The organism is Azospirillum lipoferum, assembly GCF_024170005.1.
Taxonomy (GTDB): Bacteria; Pseudomonadota; Alphaproteobacteria; order Azospirillales; family Azospirillaceae; genus Azospirillum; species Azospirillum lipoferum.
On the sequence record NZ_JALJXJ010000006.1, the window covers coordinates 398,141 to 415,060 of the forward strand.

Here is a 16,920-nt window from a genome sequence, read left to right on the forward strand (position 1 = left end):
GCCCGCCGCTCCGGCAAACCCCACCGAAAACCGATGGAGCCGAGCTTCCTCTACATCTGACGGAGATCGCGCATGTCCGCCCTCAAGACCCATAAGACCAGCATCATCGGGTTCTCACTCCTCTATCTGGCATTCTGCATTTCCTACATCGACCGGGCGGCGATCTCGATCGCACTGGGGCAGATCGGGAAGGACTTCAATCTCCAGGCCTCGGAACTGGGCGTGGTGATCAGCGTGTTCTTCCTCGGCTATTCGCTGATGCAGATTCCGGGCGGCTGGCTTGCCGACCGCTTCGGCTCCAAATACGTGATCGTGATCTCGATCGCCCTGTGGTCCGTCTTCACGGTCTCCACCAGCTTCGCCTGGTCCCTGGGGTCGCTGATCGCCATCCGGCTGGTGTTCGGCATCGCCGAAGGCGGATTCCCGCCGGCGGCCATCAAGGCGGTGGCGGAGATGTTCAGCAAGGACAACAAGCCGAAGATGACGGCTTTCCTGACCTCGTCCAACTATGCCGGCAGCATGATCGCGCCGCTGGTGATGGCGCCGCTGATCCTTGGCCTGGGCTGGCGCCATGCCTTCGAAGTCATCGGCTTCGCCGGGATCGCCTTCGCCGCCGCCTATCTGCTGCTGGTTCCCAACGATCCGAAGCCGGCATCCGGCCAGGGCGACCGCCAAACGGCATCGAAGCGCATCGACTGGGCGACCACGCGCATGCTGCTGAAGACTCCCTTCCTCTGGCAGCTGGTCGTCGTCTGGTTCGGGTTGAGCTGCGTGAACAAGGGGCTGGATTCCTGGATGCCGCTCTATCTGCTGCAGCAGCGCGGCCTCGACCTCAAGTCGGTCGGCGTTCTCGTGCCGATCCCCTTCCTGCTCGCCACCATCGCCACCGCCATCGGCGGCTGGGTGATGACGCGCTTCTTCCCCGATCGGGAAAAATACCTGCTGGTCGGCAGCGCGCTGCTGACCGGGATCTTTCTCTTCGCCATGTACCGGTCGGAGACCATCGCGGCACTGATCGTCTTCCAGTCCCTCGTCTACTTCTTCAAGTCCTTCGTCCTGGCGACGGTCATCGCCCTGCCGACGAAGGTGCTGCACGAGAGCCAGATCGGCACCGGCATCGGCATGGTCAATCTGGGCGGGCAGATCGCCGGCTTCATCGCGCCGATGGTCATGGGCTTCCTGGTATCGGCCAGCGGCTCTTTCGACACCGCCTTCGGTTTCCTGATCGTCATGACCGCCCTGTCGGTGGCCGTCGCCACCACGCTGCGGACCGGCCAGCAGCGCCTCGCCGCCAGCGTCGCCTGACGCGCGGCACCTTACCTGACTTTCCGCCTGATCCGTCTGGAATCCCGATCAATCTGGAATTACGGAGTTCCCCTTGGCCATCCCCACCCTTCCCTTCTCGAAATCACGCCGGGCCGACGGCCTCGTCTTCCTGTCCGGCGAATTGCCGTTCGGCCCCGACGGGACCATCCCCGAGGGTATCGGCGCGCAGACCGATCTGGCGCTCGACCGCATCGCCGCGACGCTGGAAGGCGAAGGCCTGTCCCTGGCGGATGTGGTGTCCTGCCTCGTCCACCTGACGGACAAGGCCGATTTCGCCGCCTTCAACGAAGCCTATGCCCGCCGGTTCCCCGAACCGCACCCGGTCCGCACGACCGTGGTGGCAGGGTTGCTGGTGGATGCCCGCATCGAGATCACGGTGACCGCCAAGGCCCGGACCTGACATCATGAAACAGGCACTCGTTCTCGGCGCTGGCATGGTGGGAATTTCCACCGCCCTCCAACTCCAGAAACGGGGCTGGACGGTGACGGTGGTGGACCGCCGCGGTCCGGGCGAAGAGACAAGCTATGGCAACGCCGGCATCATCCAGTGCGAGGCGGTCAGCCCCTATCCGATGCCGCGCGACATCGGCAGCCTGGCCGCCGTCGCGGCGGGACGGACCAACGATGTCCATTACCTTGCCGCGGCCATGCCCGATCATGCGGAAGCGCTGGCCCGCTACTGGTGGCATTCCGCCGAAAGCCGCCATGCCCGCATTTCCGACGCCTATGCGCGGCTGATCGTCCAGGCGACGGCCACGCACGAGGACCTGATGCGGGATTGTCCGACGGACGGGGGAATGGATGGTCTGGTTCGGCGCGATGGGTATCACGTGCTGTTCCGGCGCCAGACCCTGTTCGACAAGGCGCTGGCCGCCGCCGAGGAAAACCGGAAACGCTGGGGTGTCCGCTTCAAGGCCCTGACACCCGGCGAACTGGCGCGGGCAGAGCCGGCCCTGAAACAGACGGGCGTCGGTGCCATCCACTGGCTCGACCCCTGGACGGTGTCGGACCCCGGCGCCCTGGTCGCCGCTTACGGGCGGCGCTTCGTCGAGGCCGGCGGCCGGGTGCTGGAGGGGGATGCCCGCAGCCTGACGGCCACATCGCAAGGGGGATGGGCGGTTGAAACCGCGGGCGGGCGGTTGGAGGCCGACACCGCCGTCGTGGCGCTGGGGCCCTGGTCTCCGGAACTGCTGCGGCCGTTCGGCCTGCGATTCCCGATGGTCCGCAAGCGGGGCTATCATCGCCATTACACCGGCGGCGGCCTGTCGCTTCCCCTGCTGGACACCGGCTTCGGTTATGTGATCGCCCCGATGAAGCGCGGCCTGCGCATCACGACGGGCGCGCAGTTCACCCATGCCGACGCGCCTGCCGACCCGGTCCAGCTCGAACGGGCGGAACTGGGGGCCGAAGGGCTGCTCGACCTGGGCATGCCGGTCGAGCCGCAGCCCTGGCATGGAACGCGGCCCTGCCTGCCCGGCATGCTGCCGGTCATCGGCGAGGCGCCGGAACATCGCGGCCTGTGGATGAATTTCGGCCATGGCCACCAGGGCTTCACGCTGGGGCCGGCGACCGGCAGGCTGCTGGCCGAACTGATGAGCGGCGAGACGCCCTTCACGGATCCCGCCGCCTTCCGGCCGGATCGGCACTGAAAACGGTCATGCGAAACAGAACGGCTCCCGCCACCAGCCGGTGACGGGAGCCGCTCTGTCTGGCCGGTCCTGGCGCGGACAGGGCGCGGACGGCGTCAGCCGAAGCGGCCGGTGATGTATTCGGACGTCTTTTCCTTGGTCGGGTTGGTGAAGATCTCTTCGGTGTTCCCGAACTCGATCAGCTCGCCCAGATACATGAAGGCGGTGAAGTTGGAGATGCGGGCCGCCTGCTGCATGTTGTGGGTCACGATGGCGATGCAGTAGTCGGACCGCAGCTCGTCGATCAGCTCCTCGCACTTGGCGGTGGAGATGGGGTCGAGCGCCGAGGTCGGCTCGTCCAGCAGCAGGACCGACGGCTTGACCGCGATGGCGCGGGCGATGCACAGGCGCTGCTGCTGGCCACCGGACAGGCTCATGCCGTTCTGGCGCAGCTTGTCCTTCACCTCGTCCCACAGGGCGGCACGGCGCAGCGAGAATTCGATCCGCTCTTCCATGTCGGCCTTGGACAGCTTCTCGTACAGCCGCACGCCGAAGGCGATGTTGTCGTAGATCGACATCGGGAAGGGCGTCGGCTTCTGGAACACCATGCCGACGCGGGCGCGCAGCAGGTTCAGGTCCTGCTTGGGCGACAGGATGTTGACGCCGTCCAGCAGCACCTCGCCGGTGGCGACCTGCTTGGGATAGAGGTCGTACATCCGGTTCAGGATGCGCAGCAGGGTCGACTTGCCGCAGCCCGACGGGCCGATGAAGGCGGTGACCTGGCGGTCGTACAGCGGCAGCGAGATGTTCTTCAGCGCCCGGTAGCCGTCATAGAAGAATTCCAGGTTGCGGACGCTGATCTTCTCGGGCAGGCCGGCGCCGGCGATTGCGCGGTCCGCGGCGGTCCCGGCGAGCATGCCCGGGGGCATCGGGTGGTTGCCGTGGGCGGGGCTGTTGGCGTCCATGTGGGTCATCGTCATGGTTACTTTCTCGTCGTGCCGAGACCGGCCAGCAGCCGGGCGCCGATGTTGAGGAGCAGGATGGCGACCGTGATCAGCAGCGCGCCGCCCCAGGCCAGCTGGCGCCAGTCCTCGTAGGGCGACATCGCGTACTGGAAGATGACCACCGGCAGGTTGGCCATCGGCGCGTTCATGTCCGCGCTCCAGAACTGGTTGTTCAGGGCGGTGAACAGCAGCGGCGCGGTCTCGCCGCTGATGCGGGCGACGGCCAGCAGCATGCCGGTGATCATGCCGTTGCGGGCGGCACGGTAGGCGACCATGGTGATCACCTTCCACTGCGGAGCGCCGAGCGCCGCGGCAGCCTCGCGCAGGCTGTTGGGCACCAGCTTCAGCATGTCCTCGGTCGTGCGGACGACGACCGGGATGACCAGCACCGCCAGCGCCATGGCGCCGGCCCAGGCCGAGAAATGGCCCATGCGGACGACCAGCACCTCGTAGACGAACAGGCCGACCATGATCGACGGCGCGCTCAGCAGCACGTCGTTGATGAAGCGCACCACCTCGGCCAGCCTGGTGTTGCGGCCGAACTCCGCCAGATAGGTGCCGGCCATCACGCCGACCGGCGTGCCGACCGCGGTGGCGACCGCGGTCATGACGACGCTGCCGAAGATCGCGTTCAGCAGGCCGCCTTCCCCGCCCGGCGGCGGGGTATTCTCGGTGAACAGGCTGAGGTTGATGGCCGACAGCCCGTTGTAGAGCAGCGTCCACAGGATGGCGACCAGCCAGAACAGGCCGAAGCCGGCGGCCCCCAGCGCCAGGGACAGCGCCACCTTGTTGGCAATGCGCCGGCGATGATAGAGCCCCCCGATGGGGGTCGCCAGCGTCGCGGAATTGGACATCGTCATGGGGCTCAGGCTCCGGCCTTGCGCTGGAGGCGCAGCAGCATCAGCTTCGCGATCGACAGCACGGTGAAGGTGATCAGGAACAGGATCAGGCCCAGCGCCACCAGCGACGAGGTGTAGACATCGCCGACCGCCTCGGTGAACTCGTTGGCGATGGAGGCCGAGATCGTCGTGCCGGGCGCCATGATCGAGGAGCTGATGCGGTGCGCGTTGCCGATGACGAAGGTCACAGCCATCGTCTCGCCCAAGGCACGGCCCAACCCCAGCATGACGCCGCCGACCACGCCGGTGCGGGTATAGGGCAGCACCACGTTCCACACCACCTCCCAGGTGGTGGCACCCAGCCCGTAGGCGGATTCGCGCACCATCGGCGGCACCGTCTCGAAGACGTCGCGGGTGATGGAGGTGATGAAGGGCAGCACCATGATGCCCAGGATCAGTCCGGCGGTCAGGATGCCGATGCCGTAGGGCGGGCCCATGAACAGGTTGCCGATGCCCGGAATCTGCCCCAGCGTGGCGATCAGGAAGGGCTGGACCGTCGACTGCATGAAGGGGGCGAAGACGAACAGGCCCCAGATGCCGTAGATGATGCTGGGGATGCCGGCGAGCAGCTCGATGGCGACGCCGAGCGGGCGCTTCAGCCAGGCGGGGCACATCTCGGTGATGAACAGGGCGATGCCGAAGCTGACGGGAATACCGACAGCCATGGCGATGACCGAGGTTACCAGCGTGCCGTAAATGGGGGCGAGCGCGCCGAACTGTTCGGACACCGGGTTCCAGACTTCGGTGCCGACAAAGCCGAAGCCGAACGCGCGGAGTGCCGGAAGCGCGCCGTCGATCAGGGATACGGTAACGCCGCCCAGGATCAGCAGGACGAGCAGCGCGAAGGCGAGGGTGGCGTTGCGGAAGACCGCATCCTGCAGGCGCTGGCGGCGGGCCCGTCGGGCAGTGGAGGCGTGTGCATCGGTCAAGGTCAGCGCGATCTCGGTCATGGCCGCTCCGTGAGGCGTGCGGTGGGGACGGCGCAATTTCCGTCCCCACCGGCGATCATGCCCCCGGGCGCGCCAACCAGCGGCCGCCCGGGGTCGGTTGGCCGTCGTTACTTGGCCGACGCGGTCCAGACCGGCTTGCCGTCGGCCTGGATGGTCTGGGCCCAGGTCTTCTGGACCAGCGACACCACGGCGTCCGGCATCGGGACATAGTCCAGCTCGGTCGCCATCTTGGCGCCGTTCTTATAGGCCCAGTCGAAGAACTTCAGCGCTTCGGCCGAAGAAGCCGCGTCCTGCGGGGTCTTGTACATCAGGATGAAGCTGGCGCCGGTGATCGGCCAGCTCTCCGCACCCGGCTCGTCGGTCAGCAGGACGTAGTAGCCCTTGCTGTTGGCCCAGTCGGCGTTGGCGGCGGCAGCCTGGAAGGCCTCGATCTTCGGAGCGACGGTCTTGCCGTCCTTGTTCTGCAGGTCGAGGTGGGTGATGTTGTTCTGCTTGGCGTAGGCGTATTCGACGTAGCCGATCGAGCCGTCCGTCTGCTTGACCATGTTGGCCACGCCCTCGTTGCCCTTGGCGCCGATGCCGGCCGGCCACTGGACGGAGGTGTTGGCGCCGATCTGGGTCTTGAACTTCGGGCTGGTCTTCGACAGGTAGTCGGTGAACAGGAAGTTGGTGCCCGACCCGTCAGAGCGGTAGACCGGAGCGATGGCGGTGTTCGGCAGGTTGACGTTGGGGTTCAGCGCCTTGATCTGCGGGTCGTTCCACTTGGTGATCTCGCCCATGTAGATGTTGGCGAGAACGGTGCCCGACAGCTGGACCTCACCGGCCTTGATGCCCTTCAGGTTCACGACCGGAACCACGCCGCCCATGATCATCGGGAACTGGATCAGACCGGCCTGCTCCAGCTCTTCCGGCTTCAGCGGCATGTCCGAGGCGCCGAAGGTGACCGTCTTGGCCTTGATCTGCTTGATGCCGCCGCCCGAACCGATCGACTGGTAGTTCAGGCCCGTGCCCGTCTCCTTCTTGTAGGCGTCGGCCCACTTGGCATAGATCGGATACGGGAAGGTGGCGCCGGCGCCGGAGATGTCGGCGGCCGAGGCGACCGACAGCGGGGCGACCGACACGGACAGAACGGCCAGGGCACCGAAGGCGGCGCAGCGAACGAACGCCGAGGTCATGGTTTTCACGGCTAAACTCCCGATAGGTTTGGACGGTGTCGTTGGGTTTTCGGTAAAAGCCCGGCCTTGGCCGGAGGTCGTAACCCGCCTTCTTCGTCGCGGTGACCATAGCCGCCGCCGGTGACGGGTTTGTTTTGTTTACGTGTCAGTTTTATGAAACCGACCCGTTCGCGACCGGAGCCGCGGAGTCATCGCGGAACTCATCGCGCGGCCCGGATTTCCTGGAGGAACAGATGCACGGCGGAGCCGAGGCTGGTCGCCTCGTGCGACAGGCTTTCCGCCACATGCAGCACGTCGCCGGCCTGGGTCCGCACCTTGGCCGCGGCCTCCGACAGGCCGGCGACATGGTCCGACGCCGCCTGGGTGCCGACCGCGACGCGGTGGGAGCTGTCGACGATGCTCGACGTGATCACCGCCTGTTCCTCCACCGCCGCGGCGATGGCCGAGGCGTTGGATTCGATGCGCTGGACGCTGCCGGTCATGTTTGCCACCACCTCCGCCGTCTGGCGGCTGGCCGCCTGGGTGGCGGCGATCTGGCGGGCGATCTCGGCGGTGGCCTGGGCGGTCTGGCCGGCGAGCGCCTTCACCTCTCCGGCGACCACGGCGAAACCGCGGCCCATCTCCCCTGCCCTCGCCGCCTCGATGGTGGCGTTCAGCGCCAGCAGGTTGGTCTGGCCGGCGATCTCGTCGATCAGCCCGACGACGGTGCCGATTTCCCCCGCCGTGCTCGACAGGTCGGCGACGGTGGCCTTCACCTGCTCCGCCCCGGCGGCGGTATCGCCGATGATGCGGGCCGACTCGCCGGTGCGCTTGCTGATCTCGGCGATGGATTGCGAGATCTCCGAGGCGGCGGTCGCCACCTGCTGGATGCCGGCCGCCATCTCGCCGGACAGCAGCATCGCAGCCTCGGCCCGGTCGTTGGCGTTGGCGGCGATGTCGGTCAGCGAGCGGGCGCGGGCGGCCATCTGGCGGGCGGCTTCCGCCAGGGTTTCCACGCTGCTCAGCACGTTGCGTTCGAACTGGTCGGCGATCTCCAGCATGCTGGTGCGGCGGGCCGACGCGGCGTTGCGACGTTCGATCTCCACCTTCTCGTGCGCCTCTTCCATGGCGCGGGCGTTGGCGATGAAGACGAACAGGGCGCGGGCCATGTCGGTGATCTCGTCGTTGCCGTCGGCCTTCTGCTCCACCGTCAGGTCGCCGCCGGCGACCCGGCGCATGGCGTCGGCAAGCGCCTCCATCCGGCCGACGACGCGGCGCCCGACATAGAGCGAGACGATCAGCCCGGCCAGCAGCACGCCGGCGGTCGCCAGCAGGATCTGCACCTGATTGGTGCGCTCGAGCGCCTCGTGGGCGGCGGCTGCTCCGGCGGCGGTCGCCTTCTCCGCTGACAGGACCAGCCCGTCGACCATGGCGGTCAGGGCGGCGCCGGTGCTGCGGTTGCTGTCGATCAGCGCGGCATTCTCGGCATAGGCCGCCAACTCGCCGGCACGCAGCGCCAGGATGCCCTCATTTCCGAAGCCGAGATCCAGCAGCCGCTCCGCCAAGCGACGGACCTCCGTCCCCAGATCGTCCCCGGAATCGGTCAGGGTGCCGCGGATCGTCGCCGCCAGCGGGTCCAGCGTGCGGCGGGCGGCGGCCAGCCGGGCCGGCGTTTCGGCATTGCCGGCCTCGGCCAGCTTGCCGGCCAGCAGATTGGCGTCGGCCATCAGGCCGCTCAGCACGGTGTAGCGATGCTGGGCGGCCGGGACGGTGTTGGTGGACAGATCCTGCATCCGCTCGGCAATGGCGTTGCCGGCCTCGGCGATGCGGCCGCGCGAGTTCAGCATCAGCGGCAGCATGCGGGCGTTGGCGTCGCGGTCCAGGCGGATGACGTCGTCGACGCTGGCCGCCAGCGACTCGGTCAGCTTTTGCGCTTCCGCCTCCGCAATGCCGGGGGTCAGCTGGCGCACGCGGCGGGTGTAGACGCTCCGGTCGTCCTCGCCGAACGCGGCAAGCTCATTGATGGCCGTCACGACCGGTGCCGCCGCCTCGCTCTTCGCCAGCGGGCGCAGGGCGCCCTGCAAATCGGACAGGGCGGAGTCGAAGTCGGTGGAAAGCGACATCACCTTCGACCGGTCGGTCTCGAAGGCGCCGATCAGCAGCGATTTGGCGAGTGCGGCCTCGGCGCCACGCAGCTGGAACAGCGGGATCACCGTCTGCCCCAGTTCGGCCCCGATCACCGCGGAGGATTCGGAAGTCGCCGCCACCATCGCCGAGATCGCCTGGGCCAGCTGCTCGCGCGAGGCCTGCATGTCCGGCTTCAGCGCGGCGAGCAGGCGGGCATGGGCATCGCTCAACTCCGCCAGCCGGCCGCTGCGCTGTTCCTGCAAGGTCAGCCGCCGGCCGGTCGCCGTCCCCAGCGCATCGATGGTGCCGAGCAGCGTACGCGCGGTGCCGGTCAGCTCGGCGACGCGGGCCGCATCACCATGCCCGCCGGCCAGCTGGGCGAGCTGACCGTCCAGCGCCCGGCGCTGCTCGGCCGCAGCGGTGCGCAGCCGGCCCAGATCCTCGTCGGAGGACGCAGCGTCGATCAGCGGCCCCAATGCCAGCACCCGCGCCGTGGTGGTGGCGAGGCCGTGGGCAGCGCTGAGCACCGGCACCTGCGTGCCGGTGATGTCGGCGACATGGCCGCGGACGGCGCCGTAGGACATCCAGCCGACCACCGCCGCGATGCAGGGAAGTGCCGCCACGGTTCCGAAGGCGATCAGCATCTTCGACTTGATGCCGGACCGCCGGCGCTGGTCGATAGGCTTTGCCATATGGGCCACCCGTGGCTTGGAGGTTGTCCGTCCCGCGCCCGCGGTTCTCCGCGAGCCGGCCGGCGCAATGGGTAGCCCTTCTGGTTGGATGATTCGGTGACGGTTGGATGAAGTTTTCGCGACGCACAATCGAAAGATTGCTGCGCGCGGGAAATCATCGGTCGCGCAGCCGTTCATGGTGAATCGAACGTAAACAGCGCGCGAAATGAAAAGCGGCGCCCGATCATGACGGGCGCCGCTCTACTGCACGCATTCCGCGCAAAAAGCTCGAATTCAGCGTCGGTATTACACCGGCGGCGCCGTCCGCCGCAGGCTGTCGCGATCGGATGCCTTTGCGAACCAAGCGGTCAGCGCCGGCCGGCCCTGGCGCCAGTCCTCGTGCCCGAAGCGGAAATCGAGGTAGCCGAGCGCCACCAGCACCGCGAGGCTGCCGATGGTCGGTTCACCCTCCAGCGATGCGGCCTCCCCGTCCAGCAGGTCGAGCGAACGGGCGACCGCCTTGCGCTGGCGCTCCATCCAGTTGGCAGACTTCTCGCCGTCCGGCCGCATGGATTCCAGCCGGCGCAGGATGGCGGCGTCGCAGATGCCGTCGGCGATGGCCTGCTGGCGCAGCGCCGTCCAGCGCGCCGGGCCGGCCGGCGGGAACAGCGGCGCCCGGTCACCCAGCGAATCGAGATACTCGACGATCACCGGACTGTCGAACAGGGTGGTGCCGTCCTCCAGCGTCAGGGCGGGCACCTTGCCCAGCGGATTGTCCTTCGGCAGATCGGTGTCGGCCGACCAGGGGTCGGTCGTTACCCGCTCCACCCGGTTCTCCAGCCCGCGTTCGATCAGGACCATCATCACCTTGCGCACATAGGGCGAAGTGGGGCTCCAGCGCAGCTTCAACATGGACGCTCCTTCCGGCTTCAATCGTTTCCGACAGGCTAGCGGCAGGTCGGATCGATGGTCCATCGTTCACCTGCCGCCCCGCCGGCAACCCTCACCCGCGGAAATGGTCCTTGCGCCGGCGCAGTTCGGCGAACACCTCCACCGCCGGGGCGCCGGCCATGCCGATGGCGGCCTGGACGCCGGGGTCGTCGGCGCGCAGGAAGGGGTTGGTGCGCCGCTCGATCCCGATGGTGGTGGGAATCGTCGGCCGGTTCCGCTCGCGCAGGTCCGCGACCTCCTCCATCCGCTGGTGCAGGGCGGCGTTGGCGGGATCGACGGTCAGGGCGAAGCGGCCGTTCGACTGGGTGTACTCATGGCCGCAATAGACGCGGGTCTGGTCGGTCAGCGCCCGCAGGCTTTGCAGCGACTCCCACATCTGCGCCGGCGTGCCTTCGAACAGCCGGCCGCAGCCCAGCGAGAACAGCGTGTCGCCGCTGAACAGAGTCTCCGCCGCCTCGAACCAGAAGGCGATGTGGCCGCTGGTGTGGCCGGGCACCGCGAAGACGCGGGCGGTCTGTTCGCCGAACACCGTGCGGTCGCCGTCACCGAGCATCACATCCAGGCCGGGGATGCGGTGGGCGTCGGCACGGGCACCGACCACGCTGGCGCGATAGCGCTCCTTCAGCGCCGCCGCCCCGCCGATATGGTCGTCATGATGGTGGGTCAGGAAAACATGGGTCAGGGTCCAGCCGCGCCGCTCCAATTCGGCCTGCACCGGGGCGGCATCGCCGGGATCGACCACGCCGACCTTGCCGGATGCCGCGTCACGCAGCACATAGATATAGTTGTCGGCGAAAGCCGGAACGAGAATGACCTCCACGGCAGCGGACTCCCTGCTGTTGCGATACGAAACCCGTGTTACGGTTGGGATACCATGTACACAGATATCGTCGATCTGAGGGAGTTCTACGAGTCCGGATTGGGACGCACCGCCCAGCGGATGATCCGCCGGCGCATCCGCACCATCTGGCCGGACGTGCGCGACCAGATCGTTCTCGGTGTCGGCTACACCACCCCCTACCTGCGCCCCTTCATGGGAGAGGCCGACCGGGTGGTGGCGGTGATGCCGGCCAGCCAGGGGGTCAGCTTCTGGCCGGCGGAAGGGCCGGGCATGGTGGCGCTGGGCGACGAGGCCGACCTGCCCTTCGGCGACAACACCATCGATCGCGTCCTGCTGGTCCACGGGCTGGAGGGCACCGAACAGCTGCGGCCGATGATGCGCGAGATCTGGCGCGTTCTGGCCGGCGGGGGCCGGGTTCTGGCGGTGGTGCCGAACCGCCGCGGCCTGTGGGCGCGCGCCGACTGGACGCCCTTCGGCCACGGCTTCCCCTATTCGGCCTCGCAGCTGAAGCAGGTTCTGCGCGACACCATGTTCGTGCCGGAACGCACCCGCCACGCCCTGTTCATGCCGCCCTTGCGCTCGCACTTCCTGCAAAAGACCGCACCGGCCTGGGAAGAGGTCGGCGGGCGCTGGTTCAAGGCCTTCGCCGGGGTGACGATGATCGAGGCGTCGAAGCAGATCTTCGCCGGCGTGTCGCGCCGGGCGGCCCAGCAGCCGGTGAAACGGCGGCTGATCGTGCCGCTGCCGGGCGGGGCGGCCCCCGCCGCGCGCAGCGGCAACACCCGCACCACGATCGCCCGCACCACCATTGCCGGCGGCGACTCCGTCGACTGCCAGCAGCCTTACCCGCGGACCTGACGCAGCACGTCGGTGACCCGGCCGGCGAGACCGCTGCCCAGGCTGCCGGCCCGGTCGGCGATGGTCCGGCTCAGCGTCGTCAGTTCCTCAAGCGTGCGGGTCACGCCGCCCAGCGTCTGTTCGGCATCGCCGATCCGCTGCTCCGCCGCCATGGCATCCTGGCGCGAGCGGTCGAGCGAACGCGCGACGTCCGAAGTCAGGGTCGCCTGCTCGTCGATCGCGGCGGCGACGGTGCCGTTGATCGCCTGGATCGAGCCGATGGTGGAATGGATGCGACCCAGCGCCTCGTCCACCGCGGCGGTTTCCTTCTGCAAATTGGCAACCTGATCGGCGATCTGCTTGGTGGCGTCGGCGGTCTGGCGCGACAGAGCCTTCACCTCGTTGGCGACGACGGCGAAGCCGCGCCCGGCCTCCCCCGCCCGCGCCGCCTCGATGGTGGCGTTCAGCGCCAGCAGGTTGGTCTGGCTGGCGATGGCGTTGATCAGCTTCACCACGCTGGCGATCTGCTCCGCGGCGGAACGCAGGGAGTTCATCACCGTGGTGGCGCGGTCGCTGTCCGACGCCGCGGCCAGGCTGATTTCCCGCGCCTTGCTGGTATCGCCCGAAATCTGGTCGGAGGTCGAGGCCAGCCGGTCGAGCATGCCGGCGATGGCGCTGACCGACCCGTCCACGGCGCGTGCCGCGCCCGCGGCATCGGCCGCCTGCCGCAGCCCTTCTGTCCCGGCGGAGCGGACGGCGGCGACCGCCGACTCCAGCTTGCGGCCGGCATCGGCCAGTTCGGCGGCGAACCCGCCGACCTCGCGCTCCACCCGCTCGGACAGGTCGCGCATCAGGGCGACCCGGCGGGTTTCCGCCATTTCCGCCCGCAGGGTCGCCAGCACCCAATGGCGGGCCAGGCGGGCGAAACGGCGCGCCTGATCGGCCGGTGCCGCGATGGCGAGTGCCCCAACCCGCTCTCCATCCAGGTCGATGGCGATGGCATAGCCTTCCCGCATGGTGCCGCCGGACTTGGCCGCCTCGTCGCGGCTGACGGCGCGCTCGTCCAGTTGGCGGGCCATGATGTCGCCGCCGACCGGATGGCTGGTGCCGATCCGCTCCCGTGCGGTGGAGGCGACGACTGCACCGCTCTTGCCCACGATGGAGACGACGGAGTCCAGTTCCCGGCCGATGGAGTCGCAGAGATCCTGTGCGATGCTGGTGCTGATGTCCAAGACGCTTCTCCCCTTCTTCCCGTTTATGGTTTTCAATCGTGACTTCGTGGCACGACGCCCAAGGCGGAACCACCTTGCAGAGAGCATTCTGCCCTTCCCAAGCAATCTTCCGACAGTACATGCAACATCTACAAACACAGAGTTGAAAGAATGACGCAGCTGACCGTTCTGGTGCTTCCCGGTCTTGGCAACTCCGGTCCCGACCATTGGCAGAGCTGGCTGGAAGGCCGGTTGCCGGCGCTGGCCCGCGTCGATCTGGGCGATTGGGACGCGCCGGAGCCGGATCGATGGGTGGAGCGGCTCGACTCCGCGATCCATGCCGCTCCCGGTCCGGTGGTGCTGGTGGCACACAGTCTTGCCTGCATCCTCGTCGCCCGTTGGGCTGCGGTCAGCGACATGGCGGAGAAGGTCGCCGCCGCCCTGCTGGTCGCCCCGCCCGATGTCGAATCGCCTCAGACCGTGCCGGCCGAGGCCCGCCGCTTCGCCCCGGTCCCATCCGATCCCCTGCCCTTCCCGGCCGTGGTGGTCGGCAGCCGCAGCGACCCCTACTGCACCGCCGCCCGCGCCTGCGGTTTCGCCGCGCTGTGGGGGGCCGACTTCATCGATGCGGGCGAGGCCGGCCACATCAACAGCGCCAGCGGCCATGGTCCCTGGCCGATGGGCGAGACCCTGCTGAAGGACCTGTTGGCCCAGATCTGACACCGGTTCCGAGTCATCCCCTTGCCGCTGCGGGCGAAAGGGTGCGACACAGGACGGGTCGTCGCGCGCCCGCCAGCGGATTGGAGCTTATGACCGGCATTTCCATCGTCGAGGCCGCCCCGGCCAAGCTGAACCTCTACCTGCATGTCACCGGCCGCCGCGCCGACGGCTATCACGAGCTGGACAGCCTCGTCGCCTTCACAGAGTTCGGCGACAGCATCGCGCTGACGCCGGCTGCCGCGCGGGTGACCCTGCGCGGCGCCGACCTCCCGCCGGCCGGCCCGCGTCTGGCCATCGCCGGCCCCTTCGGTCCGGCCCTGATGGGCGAGAACCCGGCCAACAATCTGGTGATACGCGCCGCGCACGCGCTGTCCGCCCGCCTCGGCCGCGAGGCCGACGGGATGATCGCGCTGAGCAAGACACTGCCGGTCGCATCGGGAATCGGCGGCGGATCGGCCGATGCCGCCGCCTGCCTGCGGGCGCTCGCCCGGCTGTGGGGACTGCCGCCCGACGACCCGGCGCTGTTCGCGGTGGCCGCCGGGCTGGGCGCCGACGTGCCGGTCTGCGTCGCCGGACGAAGCTGCTATTTCGGCGGCATCGGCGATGTGCTGGACGAGGCGCCGGAGCTGCCGGAGACCCATGTGGTTCTGGTCAACCCGAACGTGCCGGTGCCGACACCGGCAGTATTCAAGGCGATGGCCGCGGCACGGGTCCAAAGCGGCGCCGGCTTCTCCACTCCCGCCCGCTTCACCCGCAAGCCGGCCGACGCGGCCGATCTCGCCGCTCTGCTGCTGGAGAGGACCAACGACCTGACCGCCCCGGCGCTGACGGTCGCCCCGGTGATCGCCGACGTTCTGGCGGCGCTGGAGCGTAGCGCCGGCTGTCTGCTGCCCCGCCTGTCCGGCAGCGGCGCCACCTGCTTCGGCCTCTACCCCACGGCGGCGGCGGCCGAGTCCGCAGCCAGGTCCATCGCGGCGGCGGTACCCGGCTGGTGGGTCAAGCCGACCCGCCTGCGCCCCACCCCGCCCGGCGCCCCCGCCCTGCCGCGCGGCATCGTCGCCGACCCCGCCGCGGCCGTCCCGCCGCCCTCCGTGCCCTTCCCGGACACCGGCGGCTGGGGTGTCGGCTGATGAAGGCTTACGCCCGCATATAGCCCCAGCCATCGGCCTGCGCCTCGGCGATGTCGAGGACGCCGGCGGCGACCACCGTCAGCCCGTCGGCGGTCCGGCCGGTCTTCGCCAGCGTGTTGCCGCAGACGCGCAGGTGCCGGTCGGTCTCCGCGTCCGGGCTGTCGAGCGCCGCGGCGACCGCGCCGGCATTGACGACGATGCGCACCTCCGCATCCGGCCGGGCCTTCAGCAGGTTGCGGGCGTTGTTCCGCGCCCGCTCCAGCGCGGCCGGGGTGGGGGCATGGATGACCAGACGCAGGTGGGAAGCCATCGCCGTCACTTCCCCTTCGCCGCGTCGTGGAAGGAGAAGTCGAACAGCGCGTCGACATCCACCGGCTCGGTGATCTGGTCCAGCGACTGCTGGAAGGTCTGCATCCGCTTGGTCGACTCCAGGATCACCCGCGGGTCGTCGACGAAGGTCGTGGCGTCGGAGGTCAACGCCGCCCGCATCACCTCGCGCTCGACCAGCCCCTTGCCGATGATGTCGGTCACCAGTTCGGCCGTGCGGTCCGGGTTGGACTTGGCGAAGGCGGTGGCGCGGATGTGCAGCCTCACCAGTTCGGCCACCGCGTCGCGGTTCTTCGCGATGGCCTCCTCGGTCACCACCAGCACGGCGCCCGGCTGCTTGGGAAACATGCTGCCGGCCTTGGCGATGATGGCGGCATCCTGGAGGCGCGACTGCACCAGCGTCAGGATCGGTTCCAGGATCGAGGCGCCGTCGATCGCCCCGCTCAGCAGCGCCTGCTGCAGGGGCTGTTCGCCCATGCCGACGATCTCGATGTCGTCGGGGGCGATGCGGGCGATCTCCGCCATCCAATAGCGCAGCACCGTGTCCGGCACCGACCCGGCCGGCAGCGAGCCGATCTTCGGCCGCCGGCCATTGGCGGCGCGGAAGGCCTTGATCCCCTCGGCCGGGCTGGAGACGCCGGCCATCGCCTTCACCAGCGGGCCACGGCCGATCAGCGCCACCTGATCGATGACGTTGGCGGCGACGACCTTCAGCTTGACGCCCTTCGACCGGGCGATCATCGCCGGGCCGATGCCGACATAGGCGACGTCCAGCGTTCCCGACGCGAGCGCCTGGATCATCGCCGGCCCCGACTGGAAGCTGGTGGTCTGCAAGGCAAGCCCGGCCTCCGCGGCCCAACCCTCGCCCGTCAGCACATAGAGCTGCGTCATCGGGATGATCGGGATGTAGCCGACGCGCAGACCCGCCGCCGCAAAGGCGGGCAGCGACAGGGAGGTGGTGGCAGCGGCAAAGCCGAGCGCCGCTGCGCCCATCAGAAGATCACGCCGGTTGATCTGGGAGCCAATCTGACAGACGGGCTCGAAAAGCTGACTCGGCGGCGGGGTCTGCGGCATGACGGTCTCCTGTTGCCGCACCACCCTAGTGCGCCGGGCGGTGAAATTCAATTCACGCCCGACCCCTGCA

16 protein-coding genes are annotated in these 16,920 nt (G+C 68.7%); 6 read left to right on the forward strand and 10 right to left on the reverse strand.

Features of this window, described 5'->3' with window-relative positions; genetic code table 11:
• Positions 1 to 72 precede the first annotated feature (72 nt).
• The 3 genes from J2848_RS16180 to J2848_RS16190 all read left to right on the forward strand — a co-directional run bounded on the left by J2848_RS16180 (position 73) and on the right by J2848_RS16190 (position 2,975).
• Complete coding sequence (locus tag J2848_RS16180) at positions 73 to 1,305, forward strand: MFS transporter (protein WP_149231754.1); 1,233 nt, start codon at positions 73 to 75, stop codon at positions 1,303 to 1,305.
• A gap of 73 nt (positions 1,306 to 1,378) precedes the next feature.
• Complete coding sequence (locus J2848_RS16185) at positions 1,379 to 1,726, forward strand: RidA family protein (protein WP_149231753.1); 348 nt, start codon at positions 1,379 to 1,381, stop codon at positions 1,724 to 1,726.
• A 4-nt stretch (positions 1,727 to 1,730) separates the two neighbouring features.
• Entirely contained in the window at positions 1,731 to 2,975 is a 1,245-nt protein-coding gene (locus tag J2848_RS16190; RefSeq protein ID WP_149231752.1) for an NAD(P)/FAD-dependent oxidoreductase, read from the forward strand.
• Positions 2,976 to 3,070: 95 nt separating this feature from the next.
• On the opposite strand, the gene pstB is transcribed toward J2848_RS16190, so the two are convergent.
• The 7 genes from pstB to gloB form a co-directional block, all read right to left on the reverse strand.
• Positions 3,071 to 3,934, reverse strand: coding sequence for a phosphate ABC transporter ATP-binding protein PstB (gene pstB / locus J2848_RS16195; protein WP_412506677.1), 864 nt, complete (start codon positions 3,932 to 3,934; stop codon positions 3,071 to 3,073).
• A 2-nt stretch (positions 3,935 to 3,936) separates the two neighbouring features.
• Positions 3,937 to 4,818 carry a phosphate ABC transporter permease PstA gene (pstA, locus tag J2848_RS16200; RefSeq protein ID WP_149231751.1) on the reverse strand — a complete coding sequence of 294 codons (882 nt, stop codon included), beginning with the start codon at positions 4,816 to 4,818 and terminating at the stop codon, positions 3,937 to 3,939.
• A gap of 5 nt (positions 4,819 to 4,823) precedes the next feature.
• Positions 4,824 to 5,807: a phosphate ABC transporter permease subunit PstC gene (gene pstC, locus J2848_RS16205; protein WP_149231750.1), complete on the reverse strand. Its 984-nt coding sequence runs from the start codon at positions 5,805 to 5,807 to the stop codon at positions 4,824 to 4,826.
• Positions 5,808 to 5,914: 107 nt separating this feature from the next.
• Positions 5,915 to 6,982, reverse strand: a complete 1,068-nt coding sequence (pstS, locus tag J2848_RS16210; RefSeq protein ID WP_149232046.1) for a phosphate ABC transporter substrate-binding protein PstS — start codon at positions 6,980 to 6,982, stop codon at positions 5,915 to 5,917.
• A gap of 200 nt (positions 6,983 to 7,182) precedes the next feature.
• Complete coding sequence (locus J2848_RS16215; RefSeq protein ID WP_246193894.1) at positions 7,183 to 9,780, reverse strand: methyl-accepting chemotaxis protein; 2,598 nt, start codon at positions 9,778 to 9,780, stop codon at positions 7,183 to 7,185.
• 285 nt (positions 9,781 to 10,065) lie between these two features.
• A complete protein-coding gene (locus J2848_RS16220; RefSeq protein WP_211103149.1) occupies positions 10,066 to 10,671 on the reverse strand; it encodes a glutathione S-transferase N-terminal domain-containing protein in 606 nt (201 codons plus the stop codon).
• Positions 10,672 to 10,762: 91 nt separating this feature from the next.
• On the reverse strand, positions 10,763 to 11,530 hold the full coding sequence (gloB, locus tag J2848_RS16225; RefSeq protein ID WP_149231749.1) for a hydroxyacylglutathione hydrolase: 768 nt from the start codon (positions 11,528 to 11,530) through the stop codon (positions 10,763 to 10,765).
• 54 nt (positions 11,531 to 11,584) lie between these two features.
• On the opposite strand from gloB, the gene J2848_RS16230 reads away from it, so the two are divergent.
• Positions 11,585 to 12,409 (forward strand): methyltransferase domain-containing protein, encoded by an 825-nt coding sequence (locus tag J2848_RS16230; protein WP_149231748.1) that lies wholly within the window; start codon positions 11,585 to 11,587, stop codon positions 12,407 to 12,409.
• Here the strand turns inward: J2848_RS16230 and J2848_RS16235 are convergent.
• On the reverse strand, positions 12,394 to 13,620 hold the full coding sequence (locus J2848_RS16235; RefSeq protein ID WP_149231747.1) for a methyl-accepting chemotaxis protein: 1,227 nt from the start codon (positions 13,618 to 13,620) through the stop codon (positions 12,394 to 12,396). The genes J2848_RS16230 and J2848_RS16235 overlap by 16 nt on opposite strands.
• Before the next feature lie 150 nt (positions 13,621 to 13,770).
• Between J2848_RS16235 and J2848_RS16240 the strand changes: the two genes are divergently transcribed.
• Positions 13,771 to 14,319, forward strand: coding sequence for an RBBP9/YdeN family alpha/beta hydrolase (locus tag J2848_RS16240; RefSeq protein WP_149231746.1), 549 nt, complete (start codon positions 13,771 to 13,773; stop codon positions 14,317 to 14,319).
• Positions 14,320 to 14,408: 89 nt separating this feature from the next.
• Positions 14,409 to 15,449, forward strand: coding sequence for a 4-(cytidine 5'-diphospho)-2-C-methyl-D-erythritol kinase (locus J2848_RS16245; RefSeq protein WP_149231745.1), 1,041 nt, complete (start codon positions 14,409 to 14,411; stop codon positions 15,447 to 15,449).
• Between the two features lie 7 nt (positions 15,450 to 15,456).
• Here the strand turns inward: J2848_RS16245 and J2848_RS16250 are convergent, their stop codons facing one another.
• Together J2848_RS16250 and J2848_RS16255 are read right to left on the reverse strand one after the other, a co-directional pair.
• Positions 15,457 to 15,759 carry a DsrE family protein gene (locus J2848_RS16250; protein ID WP_149231744.1) on the reverse strand — a complete coding sequence of 101 codons (303 nt, stop codon included), beginning with the start codon at positions 15,757 to 15,759 and terminating at the stop codon, positions 15,457 to 15,459.
• A 5-nt stretch (positions 15,760 to 15,764) separates the two neighbouring features.
• Entirely contained in the window at positions 15,765 to 16,850 is a 1,086-nt protein-coding gene (locus J2848_RS16255; protein ID WP_149231743.1) for an ABC transporter substrate-binding protein, read from the reverse strand.
• Positions 16,851 to 16,920 lie beyond the last annotated feature (70 nt).